Below are 17229 nucleotides of genomic sequence, written 5' to 3'. Positions count from 1 at the left end.
TGCGATAACGCTTTGAAAGGAGTGCGTCTGCAAATGTTACATGCTCATCGGTATTCTTGGATTGGTATGCCATGGGAGGAGTATTATGCTGTTTTTAATGCTCAAATATACGAAATAACTTCCTATTATACAATGAATTAACAAACAAAATACACACCAATCGCTGTGCAAAGGTCTCTTTATAGAAATTATTCGTACCTTTGTGAAAAAGATATAAACTTTTAACTTATGAAGACATTGCATCTTGTTGCCATTGCTGGGATAATGTTGCTAGGCTTTGCCCATTCGGCACTCAGTTTCAAGAAATACAACCAACTTTCAGCCGAAGCCTTTTGGTTTTTCAGTGCGGGGTTGGCACTTGTATTTGCCGGTTTAGCCAATGGTCTGCATTATCAACTCCAAATGCCTGTCACTTTCCGTTACACGCTTGCCATAAACGTATTGCTTGTGCTCTTCACGGTATTTTTGGCCATTAAGGTGACAGCACCTACCACCATCTTGGTGGCAGTGTTTTCAATCTTGCTTTGTATCGCAGTTTTATATAACCAATAGACAATCAGGGCGCGGATACATAATGTGGAAAAAATGACTTAAAGGTTGTCGCTTTATCATTTGCAATTGCTATCCGGTAAAATATTGAGGAATGAGTTCCTATCGGCTATAAGACCATAAGAACCATAATCGTGAGAAAACAAAAGGTGGTTATCTCAAAACAGATAACCACCTTGCTGCAAAAAATGAACCTTTTAGGAAACAGTGTTTCTTTAAAAGGATAAAGAACACGGTTATTATACAATATCGCTCTCGCCGTCTATTGTCGGCAGGTGATTGTCTTCGATGAGCAGAACGATTGTTCCTGTCAGTTCGGTGTAGAGATTCTCATACTCTGGACTCGCCCCAAAGTCGTCCGTCAGTTCATACTTATCGAAAACGCTTTGTACGGTCTTATTCTTCAGAAGCATTGGTGTTAGTCTTTCGGGAAGAGGAGAAGGGAGTTCTTTCTCGAACTCATTCTCTAAGACAGACACAAGCGTGTCGTACTTGGAAAAGTGCAAACCTTGGTATAACACTTCGCTTGCCATCGTCTCCGCCTCTGGATGAGAGAATCCTTGTGCCATTGCATCACAGTAGGTAGTAAGGGCTTCATCGGCTCTTGCCGTTATGAATGGTTTATCACCCAGCATTTCGGGGAAATGCTCACTGAGATAATTCTCTAATTTCAATCGGAAGTAAGATAGTTCTTTCTTTGTTTCCATAATCGTCTATTATTTTAGGGTTATACATTAATATATTATATGCCCATGGCTGTATTGAACTTACTGAGTTTTCCAGCCAGTTCTTCCATATCATGCTCTATCTTCTTGTTGGTGATGCGGGCATAGATTTGTGTAGTCTTTATGTTGGTGTGCCCCAGCATCTTCGACACACTTTCCATCGGAACGCTCTTGCTCAGTGACATTGTAGCAAATGTATGGCGAGCCATGTGGTAAATACAAGCCTAAGCAGGCGTAAGAGGAACATAGGTGAAAATATGGTAACCGGTTGTGAATTAGTCGTTTTTCTATATTCTGCGACAGATAGAGATAGGCAAAACAGTATGGGATATTGAGACCTTTCAGTTACCAAACCGTTATCCTGTTGTTTCCCGAACAAACAGAGGTAACGATTATCGGAAGAATTTTCCTCATTTGGTTTCTTCCTGTCTGTTTATCAATATTTTGCGTATCAGAGAACGCTTTGATAACGGGTAATTTTGCCCATAAAGTTAAAGCGTATGAAGATAGAGAAATTCAAGGTGTTGCTCTACCTGAAAAAGAGCAGACCCGACAAGTCGGGCAAAGCCCCGATTATGGGACGCATTATCGTCAATCGTTCGATGGTGCAGTTCAGTAGCAAGCTCTCCTGTACTCCTGACTTATGGAATCCCCGAGAGAGTCGATTGAACGGCAAAAGCAATGAAGCAGTAGAGGTCAATGCCAAATTAGACAAGTTGTTGCTTTCCATTCATGCTGCATTCGACACCTTGATGGAACGCAAGGCAGACTTTGATGCCGAAGCGGTCAAGAATCTGTTTCAGGGAAGTCTCGAAACACAGATGACCTTGCTGGCAATGACGGACATTGTCTGCGAGGAACTCCGTAAACGTATCGGGATAGACCGAGCAAAAGGAACATACCCCGCCTATTTCTACACCCGAAGAACCTTGGCGGAGTTCATTCAAAAGAAATTCCACTCCAAGGACATTGCCTTCGGTCAGCTGACCGAACAGTTCATTCACGACTATCAGTCTTTTGTCGTGGACGACAAAGGGCTTGCCATAGAGACCAGCCGACACTACCTGGCCATCATCAAAAAAGTATGCCGTAGAGCCTACAAGGAAGGTTATGCCGACAGATGCTTCTTCGCCCACTTCAGTCTTCCCCAACCAAAGGAAAAAACGCCGAAAGCCCTAAGCCGAGAATCCTTCGAGAAAATCCGTGACTTGGTCATTCCCGAACATCGTAGCTCTCATATCTTGGCAAGAGATTTCTTTCTCTTTGCCTGCTATACGGGAACAGCCTACGCCGATGCCGTTTCCGTTACACGTGACAATCTGTTCACGGATGACAATGGCGGGCTGTGGCTTAAATACCGCCGCAAGAAAAACGAGCTTCATGCCTGTGTCAAGCTGCTGCCCGAAGCCCTTGCCTTGATAGAGAAATACAGGGATGACGACCGTCAGACTCTCTTCCCGATGTTGCACTATCCCAATATGCGCCGCCTCATGAAATGTCTGGCTGTCCTTGCCGACATCAAGGAAGACCTGACCTACCATGCCGGCAGGCACTCGTTTGCATCGCTGATTACCTTGGAAGCCGGCGTTCCTATCGAGACCATCTGCAAGATGCTGGGGCATTCCAACCTGCAAACTACTCAGGTCTATGCGAAGGTTACACCCAAGAAGCTTTTCGAGGATATGGACAAATACATCGAAGCGACAAAGGATTTGAAACTCATATTATAAACACCCCATAGATAACAAACGAATTATGCGTAGCACATTTTCTTTATTGTTATACATCAACCGAAGCAAAGTCCGCGCGGACGGCACGACCACCGTACTCTGCCGAATCTCCATCGACGGGAAAAGTACGACGATAACCACCGGCATCTCCTGCAATCCCAAACAGTGGAATGCCAAAAAGGCGGAGACCGTAGAGGTGCGGACGAACAATCGCCTGAAAGAGTTCCGCAAGCATGCGGAGCAGCTCTATGATGAAATGCTCAAAGAACAGGGTGTGGTCAGTGCCGAACTATTGAAAAACAAAATTGCAGGTCATGCGGTCATTCCTACCCATCTGCTCAAAATGGGAGAAAGGGAGCGAGAACGCCTTGCCGTCCGTTCCAAGGAAATCGACTCCACTTCGACCTACAGGAGTTCTCGGTATTACCAGAGCTATATCCGTGAGTTCTTGGACTCGAAAGGAAAGACGGACATCGCCTTTTCGGAGATCACCGAGGAGTTCGGACGGGAATACAAGGTTTACCTGAAGCGATACAAGAACTTCGGAGCATCGCAGACCAACCATTGCCTTTGTTGGCTGAACCGATTGGTTTACCTTGCCGTTGACCATGAGATTATCAGAGCCAATCCATTGGAAGAAGTCGAATATGAGAAGAAGCCACCTGCCAAGCGTATGCACATCAGCAAAGCGGAGCTGAAACTGTTGTTGGAACTCAAATTGCCACAGAATGACCCGTTGAAAGAATTGGCTCGACGGACTTTTATCTTCTCCTGTTTTACGGGGCTTGCGTATGTTGATACGCAATTGCTTTATCCGCACCACATAGGAAGGACGGCTGAGGGAAGGCGTTATATACGGATTAACCGCAGGAAGACGAAAGTAGAGGCATTCATTCCCCTGCATCCGATAGCCGAGCAGATTATCAACCTGTATAACACGACCGATGACACGCAACCCGTCTTCCCTTCGCCAAGCAGAGACATGATATGGTTTGAGATACATGAACTGGGTGTCATCATCGGACGCAGGGAGAATTTGTCCTACCATCAAGCAAGGCATAGCTTCGGATCGTTCTTGATTTCGGCAGGTATCTGTACGGAAAGCATTGCCAAGATGATGGGACATGCTTCCATTACCAGTACGCAGAACTATGCGAAGATCTCGGAGAAGAAAATCTCAGAGGATATGGACAGGCTGATTGAAAGACGAAAGAACAATGAATACTAAACAACTATGAAAAGAGGAACTATAACCATAGATGGGAAAGGAAATGTACACATCCCGTCAACTCCTGTTTAGATGTCGGCTTGTGAGATTGCCGACCTGCTCGGGGCTTTCTCAGGCAAAGTGAACGCACAAATCAAAGAAATATTCAGAGAAGATCTTTTGATGGAGAGGGAAGCGATGAGAACAATCCGCTCTGAACAAGGATTTATTGATTTGTACAGTATCGAAATGATAACGATGCTGTCGTTTCATATCACCACGCCACAGGCAAAGACTTTGCGAAGGTGGATAATCGGCAGGCTTTCGGAAAAGAACTCTTCAACTTATCCTATGATTCTTTGCTATACCTTGGGCTTAGGACATTGTTGAAGAATCATGTAATCTAAAAGGATAGGCTGCGGAAAAAGATTTCTCACAGCCTGTCCTTTTTTAGCGAGCTTACTGCATCGACAATAGTTTACAATACATTCCGTTTTTTGCTGCAAGTTCTGAATGCGTCCCATTCTCTACAAGGCGTCCCTTGTCCATCACGATAATCTGATTAGCATTACGGATGGTTTGCAGGTGATGGGCGATGACCAAGACTGTGCGATTTCGGATAAGGGCGGACATAGCCTGCTGTATCTTATATTCATTAACAGGATCGACATTGCTCGTTATCTCGTCCAAAAGAATGATGGGAGCATCTTTGAGGAACGCACGGGCGATTGAAAGCCTTTGTTTCTGACCTCCAGACAGCCCCAGACCGTTTTCTCCGATTTTTGTTTCATAACCTTCCGGCAGACTGATGATAAAGTCGTGTATCATCGCCCGTCGTGCCGCTTCCTCGATTTCTTCCTGCGTAGCATGTTGATTGCCCACTTTGATATTATTGGCAATGGTATCTGAAAAGAGAATAACATTCTGCATCACCACACTGATTTTGCCGAGTAGATAATCATAGTCCATTTCTCGAATGTCTATACCACCGATACGAATACTGCCGGTCTGCGGTTCCCAGAAACGGAGTAACAGGTTGGTAATGGTTGTTTTACCTGAACCTGAAGAGCCAACAAGTGCCGTTACCGTTCCTTCGGGAACATGGAACGTGAGATTTTTCATCTCAAAACCTTCCTTCTCATAATGGAAATCCACTTTATCAAAGGAAAGATTGAAATGGGTTGCTGTTTTCGGCTGTTCAGGATTGGTGATAACAGGGGCATTTAATAAATGGGAAATGCGTCCGTAACTATCCTTTACCTTGATGTAATTCAACCAATGATTCTCCATATTGACAAAAGGTTTGTAGAATTCTTTCGAGACGATGATAAACATTAAATAAGCAAAAAGAGAAAGTTCCCCCTGTTGCGTCCACCAAAGACCGATTGTAGCCATCAGAGCGAAAGCTAATTCTATAAGAAAAGTGTATCTACCCACACTTACAGCTGCCAAACGAGAAATATTCTTACTGCTTTCTCCAAATTCACCAACAGAGTGGTCGAGTCTGTCACGGAACATTCCTTTTCCTCCAAACACTTTCAAAACTGGGATGCCCTTGACATATTCTACAAAGAGGCTAACCATATCCGCCAGATTATCCTGTGATTCCTCCTGTGCTTTCATTCCCGAGCGAATACCCCGATACAGAGAAAATAGGGCAATGGGAAGAATGGCTACCATCGTCAATCCCATGCGCCAATCCACACAAAATAGTCCAATACCGAGTATTAGAGCTACAATGAAGTCGGCGGACATTCGCGTCCAAAGATGCCCCACCACCATCTCCATATTATCAACGTCTTTGTGAATGACTGTACTTATCTCTCCCAGACGCTCATTGGTATAGAAACCGAGTGAGAACATTTTCAGTTTCAGTATGATTTTCTCGCGGATACGTTCCACAAGATCAAATCCGGCAAAATGCTTACTCATATCGGCAATGGCATTGGATATGGTTTTCAAGACCAGCAGACTGCCGAGTACCCATGCTGCCGAAATGAAAGAGATGCTTTCTCCCTGTATATGACGGTCGATGAGAAACAAGACTGTGAGCATTATCGCCGTGCCGCAAAGGGCATAAACCACGAAAAATAGTGCGGAGATAATTAGATGCCGCACTCCGCGAGCGGTCAATTCATTCAGTATATTGCGTACCATTCTTATTCCTCCTCTTCTTTTAATTGCCATTTACTTACTTGTTCTTGCGTTTCCGTCATATTGCGGTACAGAGAACAGTCTTTCATCAGTTCTTGGTGTGTTCCTTTTGACACAACCTGCCCTTTGTCCATCACAACGATACGCTCCATATCCTGAATAGTATTGAGACGGTGAGCAATGGTAATGACGGTCTTGTTGTGTTGTAATTCATCAAGAGCTTCTTGGATTAGTTTCTCATTCTCTCCGTCCAATGCGGCAGTGGCTTCATCAAGAATTACTATTGGAGAGTCTTTGAGCAACATTCGGGCGATGGAAATACGCTTTTTTTCTCCGCCAGAGAATTTTACGCCGGCTTCGCCTGCCAGCGTATCATAACCATTCGGCAATCCCATGATAAAATCATGAATACGAGCACGCTCTGCTGCCATTTCCACTTCCTTTTGTGTGGCGGTAGGTCTTCCTATACGGATATTATCCCGAATAGTTGTGTTAAAGAGAAAAACTTCCTGCTGTACCATCGAAAAATAATCTGCGATATTACGTTCGGAGAGTTCAGTAATATTCTCTCCTCCCAGTCGGATAGTACCTGTTTGGGGCTGCCAGAACCCCATCATCAAACTTGCCAGCGTGGTTTTTCCCGACCCTGACTCGCCCACGATAGCAGTATGGCTTCCTCTCGGAAATTGAAGACATACATCTTTCAGCGCATTGTCTTCCTTGTTTGGATAGGAGAATGTAACATGTTCGAAACAAACATCCGTCTGTGTCGTATCTGTTTTCTTGTCCGCAGTTTCCTTTGCCTGTACCTCTGTAATGGACTGTACTTTTGCCAACGACTGACCATAGACGATTCCGAAATGTTGGAATGTTGCCAACTTAGCAAAGGAGGACGAGAACAGTCCGCCCAATATCAGGGCAAGGATAAAACGTGCCACCGTCAGTTCGCCCGAAGTCATCAGCCATAGCCCGACAAGAGTCATTACCACGATACCACCTTCTAAGAACATCGTTATCAATGTCATGGGAACGGTAACGCTAAACATGCTCCGCTTTACCCAACGGATGTAGTCGCGCATACCACCAAGTACCCGTTCCGTTCTGTTTTCCTCGTTACTGAAGGCTTTGATTACCGATATGGTAGCCACATATTCCAAAAGATCTTCCGACATTTTTTGCGTACTTTCCATAAAGTGTTGAAAGTTCTTTCCCCAAAGTGTTTTGACAGCCATTTGCAGAAGAAATGCTACAGGCAAAAGAGAAATGAGCGACAGCCCCAAACGCCAGTCCAACACCATAATGATTATCCAGAGTAAGGCAGGAAAAAGCGTAGCCGAAAGGATTTCGGGTAATCCGTGCGCTAAATAAATTTCAATTTGTTCCACATCATGGTTGATAATATTCACCAATTCACCAACTTTCCGTTCTTGAAAGAAACCGAGTGGCAAGCGTTGCAGATGACTTATGATACGCAACCTCAATCGTGTAAGGGCATTGTAAGCCGACCGGTGTGCCCGCCAAATCGATGTTCCATAGAATACGCCCCGAAGCAGTGCGAATAGTACCATTATTCCTCCAATACCCCAAACTATTATGGGAGAGAGCGTGCCATTCATCAACTTATCCACTGTCCATACTACCAGCAGTATAGGGAGTGTACCAAAAATAAGGTGCAATATGACCACTGCATTGGAGAGCAGACTGCGGCTCTCCCGTTCCTCATCAAGAGGTCTGTTTTTTTGTTTATCCATATATGTGTCGTTTTGATTTTCTAAGATGCAAAAGTACGGAGACGCACAGGGGTAAAATAACCCGAATGAGCATAATACTACCCGAAAATGACAGTTCGGTATACATAAAACTCAACAGGGGTATAAGTATGGATGGTAGGGATATTTCTTTATTCGATAGGCGCGTAATTTTGCACGAGTTCTAACAAACAGATAAGATATGCCAATCAGCTTAATGATCCATTTATATAAGAGACTGCTCGTTATCAGCTTTCTATTGTTGTGGTCTTATCCTATGTTTGCACAACTATATTCTACTGAAATTAAAGTTGTCGATGCAGAAAATGGAAGCAACATAGAATTTGCCACGGTGCAATGGAAAAGTCTGGGAGATACAACATACAAGAACGGTACGACCACCAACAGAAAAGGAGTGGCGAAATTAAATACACCTGCCTCTCAAAAAATTGTACTTAGGGTAAGTTATGTGGGTTATCCGATGATTACCGATACGATTACTGCAAATGGGAAGCGTTATACCATAAAACTACTCCCGGAATCAACAGAGCTGGCAGATGTAGTCGTAGTTGGGAAAACAAGAACACAAGTTCTCAGAGAGTCGCCTGAAGCAGTTTCTGTAATAAATGCGAAAGAACTTCAAGGCAGATCTATTTCGTTAGAAACCGTTTTGAATAAAACCATAGGTTTGAAAGTCGGGCATACCGGTGGTTTGGGGAGCAGTTCGAGAATTATTGTTCATGGATTGGAAGGAAACCGCATTCAAATCTTATGGGACGGAATACCAATGAGTACTTCTGATGGGGCTTTTTCTCTTGATGAAATTCCGATAGACATTATAGAAAGAATAGAAGTCTATAAGAGTATCATTCCTGCCCGTTTCGGTTGCGATGGATTGGGAGGCGCTGTCAATATCGTTACGAAGGAGTTTAGTACGGATTATTTAGATGCCTCGTATGAATTAGGTTCTTATCAAACACACAAAGGAAGCGTCTTCTCTCGCAAGAATTTTCCAAAGAGTGGCATTCTGCTCGGTGCGGGAGGTTATTATACATCTGCAAAGAATGACTACTCTTTCAGAGTTCCCGAGAGAGAGAATCTGTTGGTAAGGCGTGACCATGACCGTTTTCGTTCGTATATGTTGAAAGGAAAAATTGCTTTCACGAAACTTTGGTTCAATGAGATTAGTACCGAGTTCGGGTACTATAATCGTCTCAATGAAATCCAAGGCATCTTAAAAAACATACAACACGCCGAAGACCAATCAGGAATGTTTATGTTGGAAAACAAACTGATAAAAAGCGGAATGCTGGACGACCGCCTTCACTTTGAGTCCCATTTCTCCCTCTCGCATACAACAAACAATTTTGTGGATACGGCACGAGTTAATCACGATTTCGAGGGAAACATATATCCGAGTCCGAACGGAATGGGAGAAACGGGGGACGTCCCTCATAACTCAAACGACAAAGGATTGGAAATCAACGAACGTATCAATCTTGATTACAGATTGTCTGCCAATCACAGTTTGAATCTGAACACACTCATTAACTATGCACGAAGACAACCGAGCGATAACATTGCAAGTCAGCATGCAGGTTTTGTCATCGGGGGATTTCCCAGTAAAAAGACCAGTGTCGTATCGGGGTTGACTTGGGAGGCAAAACTCTTTGACAAGAAACTGACGAATATGCTCTCCGCAAAGTATTTCCACCTCCATTCCGAGATAGAAGATTTGACTTCATACGAGATGATTGAGGCTCCGAAGAAAAAGAACAATACGACCTCACAAATCGGCTGGATAGAGGCAATAAAATACGAGCCTTTCAGAGGTTTTCATCTGAAAGCATCTTACCAGCGGGCAATACGCCTCCCCAATTCGCAAGAGTTGTTCGGCGATGGTATCATCACCTTTCCTGCTGCCGGATTGAAACCGGAGAAAAGCCACAACTTCAATCTGGGCTTCTTGATAGATAAAAACGACATACTCGGCTTATCGCGATTGCAGTTTGAAGTGAACGGCTTTTATATGCAGGTAAGTGATATGATAAAACTGATGAAACAGCACATGGCAGCCGGATATGTGAACGCTGAAAAGGTACATATTAAAGGTATAGAAACCGAATTAAAACTGGACATCTCACCAACGGTCTATGCCTACGGAAATCTGACTTATCAAGATGTGCGCGATGTCTTGAACTATTTACCCGGTACCCAAGCCCCCAATCCGACAAAAGGATTGCGACTGCCGAACATTCCCTATTTATTCGCCAACTTCGGGGCGGAGTATCACAGCGACCGGTTATTCAAGAATTGGTATGTCAAGGCTTTCTGGGACGGCAAATTTACTGAGGAGTTCTTCTATTTCTGGGAACTTACCGAATTGCAGAAACGACGTATTCCCCGCAGTTTCGTCAATGACATAGGTCTGCTACTGACCTACAAAAACAAATATTCCGTAGCCTTGGAATGCCATAATATAATGAACAAAGAGGTCTGGGACCAGTTCCGACAACCGTTGGCAGGACGGACACTTCACCTCAAATTCAGATATGTCTTCTCGAAAGGGATTTTCTAATTTAACAAATATAAAAGATGAATACAACAATTTTCAATCGCATAGTCTTTTCCGCTATGCTGGTCGGCTTCATAGGGTTGACATCTTGTAACAAAAATGATGAACCTACGCCTACCCCTCAAGAGGTGCAGCAGCATTTCGCCTTTGTGCATTATGTGGACAAAAGTGCTTATGTAGGGACATTCAGTGATTTGACTCCTCAAGCGACCGACAACAAAAAAGCATTTGAATTCGGTTTCGGTTGCTATCTCTTTGCTAAGGGTAATACAGTGCTTATCCCCGAAGGAAAATTCGGGGATAAGATACATAAGTTTACAAGAGGTGCCCATGGAGAACTGATAAAAGCAGGTACTATGACATTTGAACAGATGGCTCAACCTGGAGAAATCAACTTCGTTGATGAACAGCGGGCATACATCGCTTTGCATGGACGTGGAAAAATTGCGTTAATCAACACTTCAACATTGCAAAAGGAAGATGAAATTGACCTCTCGTCTTATGCGGTTCAAGACAACAATCCTGATCCCGGCTGTAATGTCATCCGTGATGGAAAGATGTATGTTGCCCTCAATCAGCTTAATTCGCCCCATACCTCCGTACCGGGTACTGGAGCAGAGGTAGCTATCATTGACCTCAAGACGAAAAAGACTGAAGTTATCAAAGATAACCGCACAAGTGTTGTAGGATTGTTCCGCCATTCTGACGCATTCATAGACGAGCGGGGTGACATCTACTTTTACAGTGCGGGCAACAACTTCAACGTTGCCGATAAGGAAGGTTTCCTACGTATCCGCAAAGGAAGCGACAAATGGGATACCGATTATCTGTTCAACCTATCGAAGACAACCATAAAAGGAATAGGCAAAACAGGGCAGTATATGATTAAGTCTTTCTATGCAGGTAACGGTATTGTGTATAGTTGTGTGAAAGTAACGGATACAGAATTTGGAATACTCAAGAAAGACTTCCAACCCGTGAAAATCGACATTTGGAACAAAACCATCGAAAAACTTGATTTGCCAATGACTGACAGCAACGGCTCTTTTGCCATAACTCGCTACAAGGATTTCATCGTCTTTGGAATGACATGTAACAATGGTACGGGCTATTACACCTACAATACCAAGACAGGCGAATGCTCGCAAAGACCGGTTGTTACTGCCATAGGAGTACCTTCAAGTTTAGTCGCATTTGAGTAACTCTATGAAATAGTCCCAAAAGTCGCACGATTTTCCGCCGAAAGTCGTACGACTTTTGTGCGAAAATCATACGACTTTTGTGCGAAAATCATACGACTTTCTGCCGATTATTCATTATCTTTGCAACAGAAGACTTGTCGAGCCAACTGCTCCGGCTGGTCAAGCCCGGAAAAAAGGAGCACAAAAAAATCATCACTATGGCAAACAAACCATTGCAATTCGTTTTGACAACAATCAAGATGTCTGTCGGCAAAAATTCCGGTAAAACCGTGCAAATAGCCAAGCCCACAGGCAGACACCGTGTAGATTTTCGCAATTTCTGCGAGCGTGTGGCAAAGTCCACCAGATTCAATCGTCAGGAAGTGGAAGCCGTGTTGAACTACGCCACCGAGATTGCCCGAGACATCGTGGCAAACGGCGACATCGTAGAGTTTGGCGACTTAGGTACGCTCAAACCCTCGTTCAAGAGCAAAGCCGTACCACAAGGCGAAGTATTCAATGTGCAGAAGCATATCGAAAAACCAGTCGTTCGGCTCAGTCCTTCAAAGAAATATTTTACGCTTACCGATGTGAGCTACGAGCAGACGACTGCCAAACCCAAGAAAAGCAAGACAGAACCGACGCCCAAGCCTAATGAGGGCGGAAACACCGGCGAGGCTTTAGGACTTTAAGCAAACGTTGTGGAGCGATTGTCTTCATCGACAGTCGCCCCTCACCAAGAATACATCTGATAATATAACGAGGTATGAATAACAATTTAGTAATCCAATGTATACTCACAGTTATTGGCTGGATAGTAGTCTATATCCTTGCTCTTCGTCAAAATACCCAAATCAAAAAAAAAGAAGTTACAATTAAATTTTTAGTTCAAGCATGGGAAAGGTTAGAAAAAGCATCCAATAGGCAAGACAATAGCTATAATACAGACATAGAAACTGCGATTGCAGATATTCAACTTTTTGGGACAAAACGGCAAATTGAACTAGCACAGCAATTCGCTGAAGAAATTGCAAGAAACAAAGAGAGTTCAACGTTAGAATTATTGATCTTGCTAAGGGAGGATTTGCGAAAAGAATTAAGATTAGAAAAGGTTCCTAGAAAGTTTAAATTCCTCAGATTTTCTAAATGACTATAGAATTTTGTGCCATCAACAAACCCGAAGATTGGATGGAGATGGTTGCCGAGCAATTTGATACATCAGTAATAAACGATGGATTTACCATTCCTTCTTCTATGGGTAGTGGATTCTTCAAACAATATTATCCTCTGCCATGGCTCACATTGACTTGCATCAGTTTCATAGCATACGAGCCGATAACTATGATACGTCGCTCGGTGGAAAACTCGAAATGGATTCCTGTGATGTTCTATATCAATGAGCATAAGCACGAGCAGATAATTGGAACAAGTACTAAAACGGTCGGAGTGGACACGCTCGATGGTATCTTTATGCCATCAAGCAGTATCCCGACCGAATGGAGTTTTCCACCAAAGAAACGATACGAAAATATTACACTGACTTTCAATAAAGATTGGATTGAAAAGATTGATGCAGCACATGAAACCTATATCGGTCGTCTTCTCCAATCGGACAAGGCTTTTTATTTGTTTGAGACCATTACACCTGCAATGCAACAGGTCTTGGATAATATTAAATCAATAACTGAAATCGACAATCCTTTTTCAACGCTTCATTTGCATGGAAAAACTATGGAATTACTGACGATGTACTTTGAAAAGCTCGAAAAGCGTTCGGAAGTAAAATCTCTTGCCAACCTAAACTTGAATGATGTTGAATCAGTATTCCGTGTTCGTCGTCAGATTCTTCAAAGTCTCAGTAATGTACCGAGTGTTCCCAAATTGGCACGTGAAGCCAATATGAGCAGTTCCAAACTACAAAAGTGCTTCAAGCAGGTTATTGGAAAAGCCATTGCCGAATATGCCCTATCCGAAAAGATGGAATGGGCAAAACGACTGCTTTCCACTCGCCTCTACTCGGTGTCAGAAGTAGGCTATAAAGTTGGATATGCCAATCTCAGTCATTTTACGGAGGCTTTCTGCAAATATCACAGGATAAAACCCAAGCAATATCTTGATTCGTTGTAATTCAACTTAACAGGGGTACAACTATACTTTTTACGGATATTTTGTCTCAATAAAACATATGAACTTTGCCCGTAAATTAAAAGGGCAACGAAGATAACACCTGATGAGAATCTTCTTTTCATATCTCTTGCTCTATCATCTGTTTTGACTATTCAATGTTATTCAGATGTATTTACTCTTTCAGAAGAATAGTAAAACCATTCATAGATTAGGAATATGAAAAGACTCGTAAAAAAGAACTCTTTTAAAATGCTACTCTCTGAAAATACAACGAAAGCTACTGCTTGCTTAATTAGAGAAATCTTAAAGCTTGTAGAGACAGAGAAAAAATTGGAGGCATTATTTCGAACCTTGCATTACACTCGATTTCAATTGCAGATTATCCATGCGAGTCCTGCCTTAACAGTCGAAATGGGGGAAAAATGTGTCAGAACTACTCTTTGTCATTGACACGGAACTAAAATTGCTGGATATGAGGTTGCAAGGGTTGCTCCCTGCTCCACAAAAAGTGGCTTGCAATCTCTGTTGGACGGGCAAAGCAACAGACTTGGTAGAACTCCTTTACGCTCTCGACACCTGTGATTGTATCAACAACGGAGAAATCGGTGTTGAGGAGTTGGCAGATGCTCTCTCTGAAATCTTCGGGGTGGAGATAAAGAACTGCTACAACGTATATATGAATATGAAGCATCGCAAAGATGACAGCCGCACCTATTTCCTTGACGAACTCCGAGAGAAACTCAATAAGCGTATGGTGGAGAGCGACCTGAAAGGGGGCAAGTTCAAGAAGCGATAATCGCCATCAAAAGGTTAATCAGGCTTCCCTTTTATTTGAGGGAGGCCTGATTTTTTTCATTACGGAATGGTAATAACCCCAATTCGGGATAAGCAAGGCTTATTTTTGTCTTAAAATAGTTTCAATAAAAGCCCAAAAAGAGGATTATTTTTCGTATATTTGTTGTTGATAACCAAACAGATAACAAAAAACAATCCTCTATGAAACTTGTCAGCAAAGTTACGGAAATTTATTGTATTGCAGATGATTTCTGCAAAGAATATGAGTTAGAATTGAACAAAAAAGCACTTTCGCTTTCAACCCCCTCTCCAAACACCCCTAAAACTCGCAATAGAAAGGGAAGAATGAGCGATGCAGAAATGATTACCATTCTTGTCTTGTTCCACAGCAATACATTTCGCAATTTCAAACATTTCTATCTCTTCTACGTCTGTCGAGAACTTAAAGAAGAGTTCCCTAACCTTCTTTCGTATACCCGCTTTGTGGAACGTATGCCACGAGTGACGATCCCCCTTTTGCTCTTCCTTAAATTAGCTCTGATGGGAGAATGTACAGGGATTACTTTTATCGATTCAACGCGTATTCCCGTGTGTGAAAACAAGCGTGAGTATTCTAATCGTGTCTTCAAGGGCTATGCTCATAAAGGGAAAAGCACGATGGGATGGTACTATGGTTTTAAGCTGCATCTGCTGTGTAATGAACGAGGGGAATTACTCAACTTTGCACTTACCAAAGCCAATGTGGACGATCGTAACCCGGAGGTATTTAATAACTTAACTAAGGATTTATTCGGAAAGCTCTATGCGGACAAGGGATACATTTCACAATCTCTTTTTGCTTCACTCTTCGATAGGGGAGTTCACATCGTCACGGGAATACGCACTAATATGAAGAACCGCTTAATGGATGTGCACGACAAAATCATGCTCCGCAAAAGAAGCATTATCGAAACCATTAACGATATGCTCAAGAACGTGGCACAGATTGTTCATACCCGCCACAGAAGTATCTCAAACTTTATTGTCAACCTTTTGGCAGGAATGGCGGCTTATGCTTTCTACGATACAAAACCCTCTATCAATATGGAGTTTGAGATGGAGGGAGAAACAGAAGTGAAACAGCTCACACTTTTCTAAATTTACTTGCGTGAAACAATAAATCTTCGGCCTAAAACAAGGTCGAAAGAATCGTTGTGGACTATAATCTGAGTAAAAAGGAGGGGGCCTTAAACCGAATTGGGGTTAATAGAAGGAAAGTCATACAGGCTTGTCGTACAGCGTAGTCCCTTGAAAGACAAGCACGGTAGGGAACAGATGGATATGTTCGGAGTGATATACACATACCGCTGTATCCTTACCAATAACCGGACATCTACCGAGAAGGACATCATTACATTCTACAATGAGCGTGGAGCAAGCGAAAAGAACTTCGACATACAGAACAATGACTTCGGATGGTCGCATCTGCCCTTTTCCTTTATGGCTGAGAACATGGTTTTCATGATGGTTACCGCCATGCTGAAGAACTTCTATCTCTACCTCGTCCGTCATATCAGCGAGAAGGTCAAGCCATTGAAAAAGACAAGCAGGCTGAAAGCCTTTATCCTACATTTTGTCAGCGTACCAGCAAAATGGGTAAGAACGGGAAGGCAGAACGTTCTGAACCTATATACAAATAAAACCTACTACGCTGAGGTCTTCCTTGAATAAACATCATTTCTTTGTGGTTTTTCATACTTCCCCATTGGTTTGGGTGGGGGATTTCATGACTATGCAAGAACTCTCTCTCCCCAAAAAACTCGTATCAATGTATAAAGCTCCAAAAACTCATCTCAATGTATAAAATTATCTTACAAGGAATAATGCTGCGGAATTGAGGAATCAGCAAAACTTGGAGAGGATATCCTTTGTTTCATGCCATAAAGGTACAAAAAAGTATTTGATATGGGCTAATTAAATGAAGAGTTTTGTAGAGATCTCAAAGCACGAGCTTCATCCGGAAATGGCAGAGAAGAATTTTGAAATATACTTCGGCGAAATACATCCTTCGGACAAGGAAATATCTGAACAAGGTTCGATTTCATTCTTATACTTTGATGCGAATGACGAGGCGCTCTCCATTCGATACCCTTTGGAAAGCTATGTTGAATAATGCGAGGCTTGCGAAGCGGATCCTCGTATGCAGGTAAAGGAGTGTGAAAACATCGATGAAGGCTGGATTGCCATGAAGCTTCAAGGCGAAGAGGCGTGAGTAAAGAGAAGAAACAGCTTGTCTGACAAACTATCGGAGCGCAGGGCTTCGAGGGCGCGATTGGAGGAAGATGAAAACTTGTTCATTGCTCCTGCATTCGATAAGCTACTCTTGATCGCTCACCATCCACTCACAGAAGTTCTCCGCTTCTGAACTTTTCAAATCTTGATTTTTTGCGCTACATATA

The 17229-nt window shown here is 43.0% G+C and carries 14 protein-coding genes and 3 pseudogenes; 13 read left to right on the top strand and 4 right to left on the bottom strand.

Annotated features, from left to right (window positions below):
- The first annotated feature begins 228 nt into the window (after nucleotides 1-228).
- Nucleotides 229-552, top strand: coding sequence for a hypothetical protein (locus tag GCWU000325_RS01525; protein WP_006254182.1), 324 nt, complete (start codon nucleotides 229-231; stop codon nucleotides 550-552).
- A 236-nt stretch (nucleotides 553-788) separates the two neighbouring features.
- Here GCWU000325_RS01525 and GCWU000325_RS01520 read toward each other — a convergent pair whose 3' ends face one another.
- Together GCWU000325_RS01520 and GCWU000325_RS11145 are read right to left on the bottom strand one after the other, a co-directional pair.
- Entirely contained in the window at nucleotides 789-1256 is a 468-nt protein-coding gene (locus tag GCWU000325_RS01520; RefSeq protein ID WP_006254181.1) for a DUF1896 domain-containing protein, read from the bottom strand.
- Between the two features lie 35 nt (nucleotides 1257-1291).
- Nucleotides 1292-1489, bottom strand: a pseudogene (locus GCWU000325_RS11145) (tyrosine-type recombinase/integrase); the annotation flags it as partial.
- A gap of 285 nt (nucleotides 1490-1774) precedes the next feature.
- Here GCWU000325_RS11145 and GCWU000325_RS01515 point away from each other — a divergent pair.
- From GCWU000325_RS01515 to GCWU000325_RS12550, 3 genes and pseudogenes are all read left to right on the top strand, one after another.
- Nucleotides 1775-3004: a site-specific integrase gene (locus GCWU000325_RS01515; protein WP_006254178.1), complete on the top strand. Its 1230-nt coding sequence runs from the start codon at nucleotides 1775-1777 to the stop codon at nucleotides 3002-3004.
- Nucleotides 3005-3029: 25 nt separating this feature from the next.
- On the top strand, nucleotides 3030-4232 hold the full coding sequence (locus tag GCWU000325_RS01510; protein ID WP_006254177.1) for a site-specific integrase: 1203 nt from the start codon (nucleotides 3030-3032) through the stop codon (nucleotides 4230-4232).
- 6 nt (nucleotides 4233-4238) lie between these two features.
- Nucleotides 4239-4601, top strand: a pseudogene (locus GCWU000325_RS12550) (hypothetical protein).
- Between the two features lie 69 nt (nucleotides 4602-4670).
- Here GCWU000325_RS12550 and GCWU000325_RS01500 read toward each other — a convergent pair.
- On the bottom strand, nucleotides 4671-6368 hold the full coding sequence (locus GCWU000325_RS01500; RefSeq protein WP_040598760.1) for an ABC transporter ATP-binding protein: 1698 nt from the start codon (nucleotides 6366-6368) through the stop codon (nucleotides 4671-4673).
- A gap of 2 nt (nucleotides 6369-6370) precedes the next feature.
- Nucleotides 6371-8116 (bottom strand): ABC transporter ATP-binding protein, encoded by a 1746-nt coding sequence (locus tag GCWU000325_RS01495; RefSeq protein WP_006254174.1) that lies wholly within the window; start codon nucleotides 8114-8116, stop codon nucleotides 6371-6373.
- 199 nt (nucleotides 8117-8315) lie between these two features.
- Here GCWU000325_RS01495 and GCWU000325_RS01490 point away from each other — a divergent pair, with 199 nt between their 5' ends.
- From GCWU000325_RS01490 to GCWU000325_RS01445, 9 genes and pseudogenes are all read left to right on the top strand, one after another.
- Nucleotides 8316-10691 (top strand): TonB-dependent receptor, encoded by a 2376-nt coding sequence (locus tag GCWU000325_RS01490; RefSeq protein ID WP_040598758.1) that lies wholly within the window; start codon nucleotides 8316-8318, stop codon nucleotides 10689-10691.
- 17 nt (nucleotides 10692-10708) lie between these two features.
- Nucleotides 10709-11890 carry a hypothetical protein gene (locus GCWU000325_RS01485; RefSeq protein WP_006254172.1) on the top strand — a complete coding sequence of 394 codons (1182 nt, stop codon included), beginning with the start codon at nucleotides 10709-10711 and terminating at the stop codon, nucleotides 11888-11890.
- Between the two features lie 197 nt (nucleotides 11891-12087).
- Entirely contained in the window at nucleotides 12088-12561 is a 474-nt protein-coding gene (locus GCWU000325_RS01480) for an HU family DNA-binding protein (protein WP_040599118.1), read from the top strand.
- 74 nt (nucleotides 12562-12635) lie between these two features.
- Nucleotides 12636-13019: a hypothetical protein gene (locus GCWU000325_RS01475; RefSeq protein WP_004364067.1), complete on the top strand. Its 384-nt coding sequence runs from the start codon at nucleotides 12636-12638 to the stop codon at nucleotides 13017-13019.
- A complete protein-coding gene (locus tag GCWU000325_RS01470) occupies nucleotides 13016-13996 on the top strand; it encodes a helix-turn-helix domain-containing protein (protein WP_006254170.1) in 981 nt (326 codons plus the stop codon). The genes GCWU000325_RS01475 and GCWU000325_RS01470 overlap by 4 nt, the downstream gene beginning before the upstream one ends.
- A gap of 472 nt (nucleotides 13997-14468) precedes the next feature.
- Entirely contained in the window at nucleotides 14469-14792 is a 324-nt protein-coding gene (locus tag GCWU000325_RS01460; protein ID WP_040598751.1) for an RteC domain-containing protein, read from the top strand.
- Nucleotides 14793-14992: 200 nt separating this feature from the next.
- Nucleotides 14993-15928, top strand: coding sequence for an IS982 family transposase (locus GCWU000325_RS01455; RefSeq protein WP_006254168.1), 936 nt, complete (start codon nucleotides 14993-14995; stop codon nucleotides 15926-15928).
- Nucleotides 15929-16033: 105 nt separating this feature from the next.
- A pseudogene (locus GCWU000325_RS01450) lies at nucleotides 16034-16501 on the top strand (IS1380 family transposase); the annotation flags it as partial.
- A gap of 247 nt (nucleotides 16502-16748) precedes the next feature.
- On the top strand, nucleotides 16749-16943 hold the full coding sequence (locus GCWU000325_RS01445) for a hypothetical protein (RefSeq protein WP_006254165.1): 195 nt from the start codon (nucleotides 16749-16751) through the stop codon (nucleotides 16941-16943).
- Nucleotides 16944-17229: the final 286 nt, after the last annotated feature.

The sequence above is a fragment of the Alloprevotella tannerae ATCC 51259 genome (assembly GCF_000159995.1).
Lineage (GTDB): Bacteria > Bacteroidota > Bacteroidia > Bacteroidales > Bacteroidaceae > Alloprevotella > Alloprevotella tannerae.
This window is presented reverse-complemented; position numbering and strand designations above follow the sequence as displayed.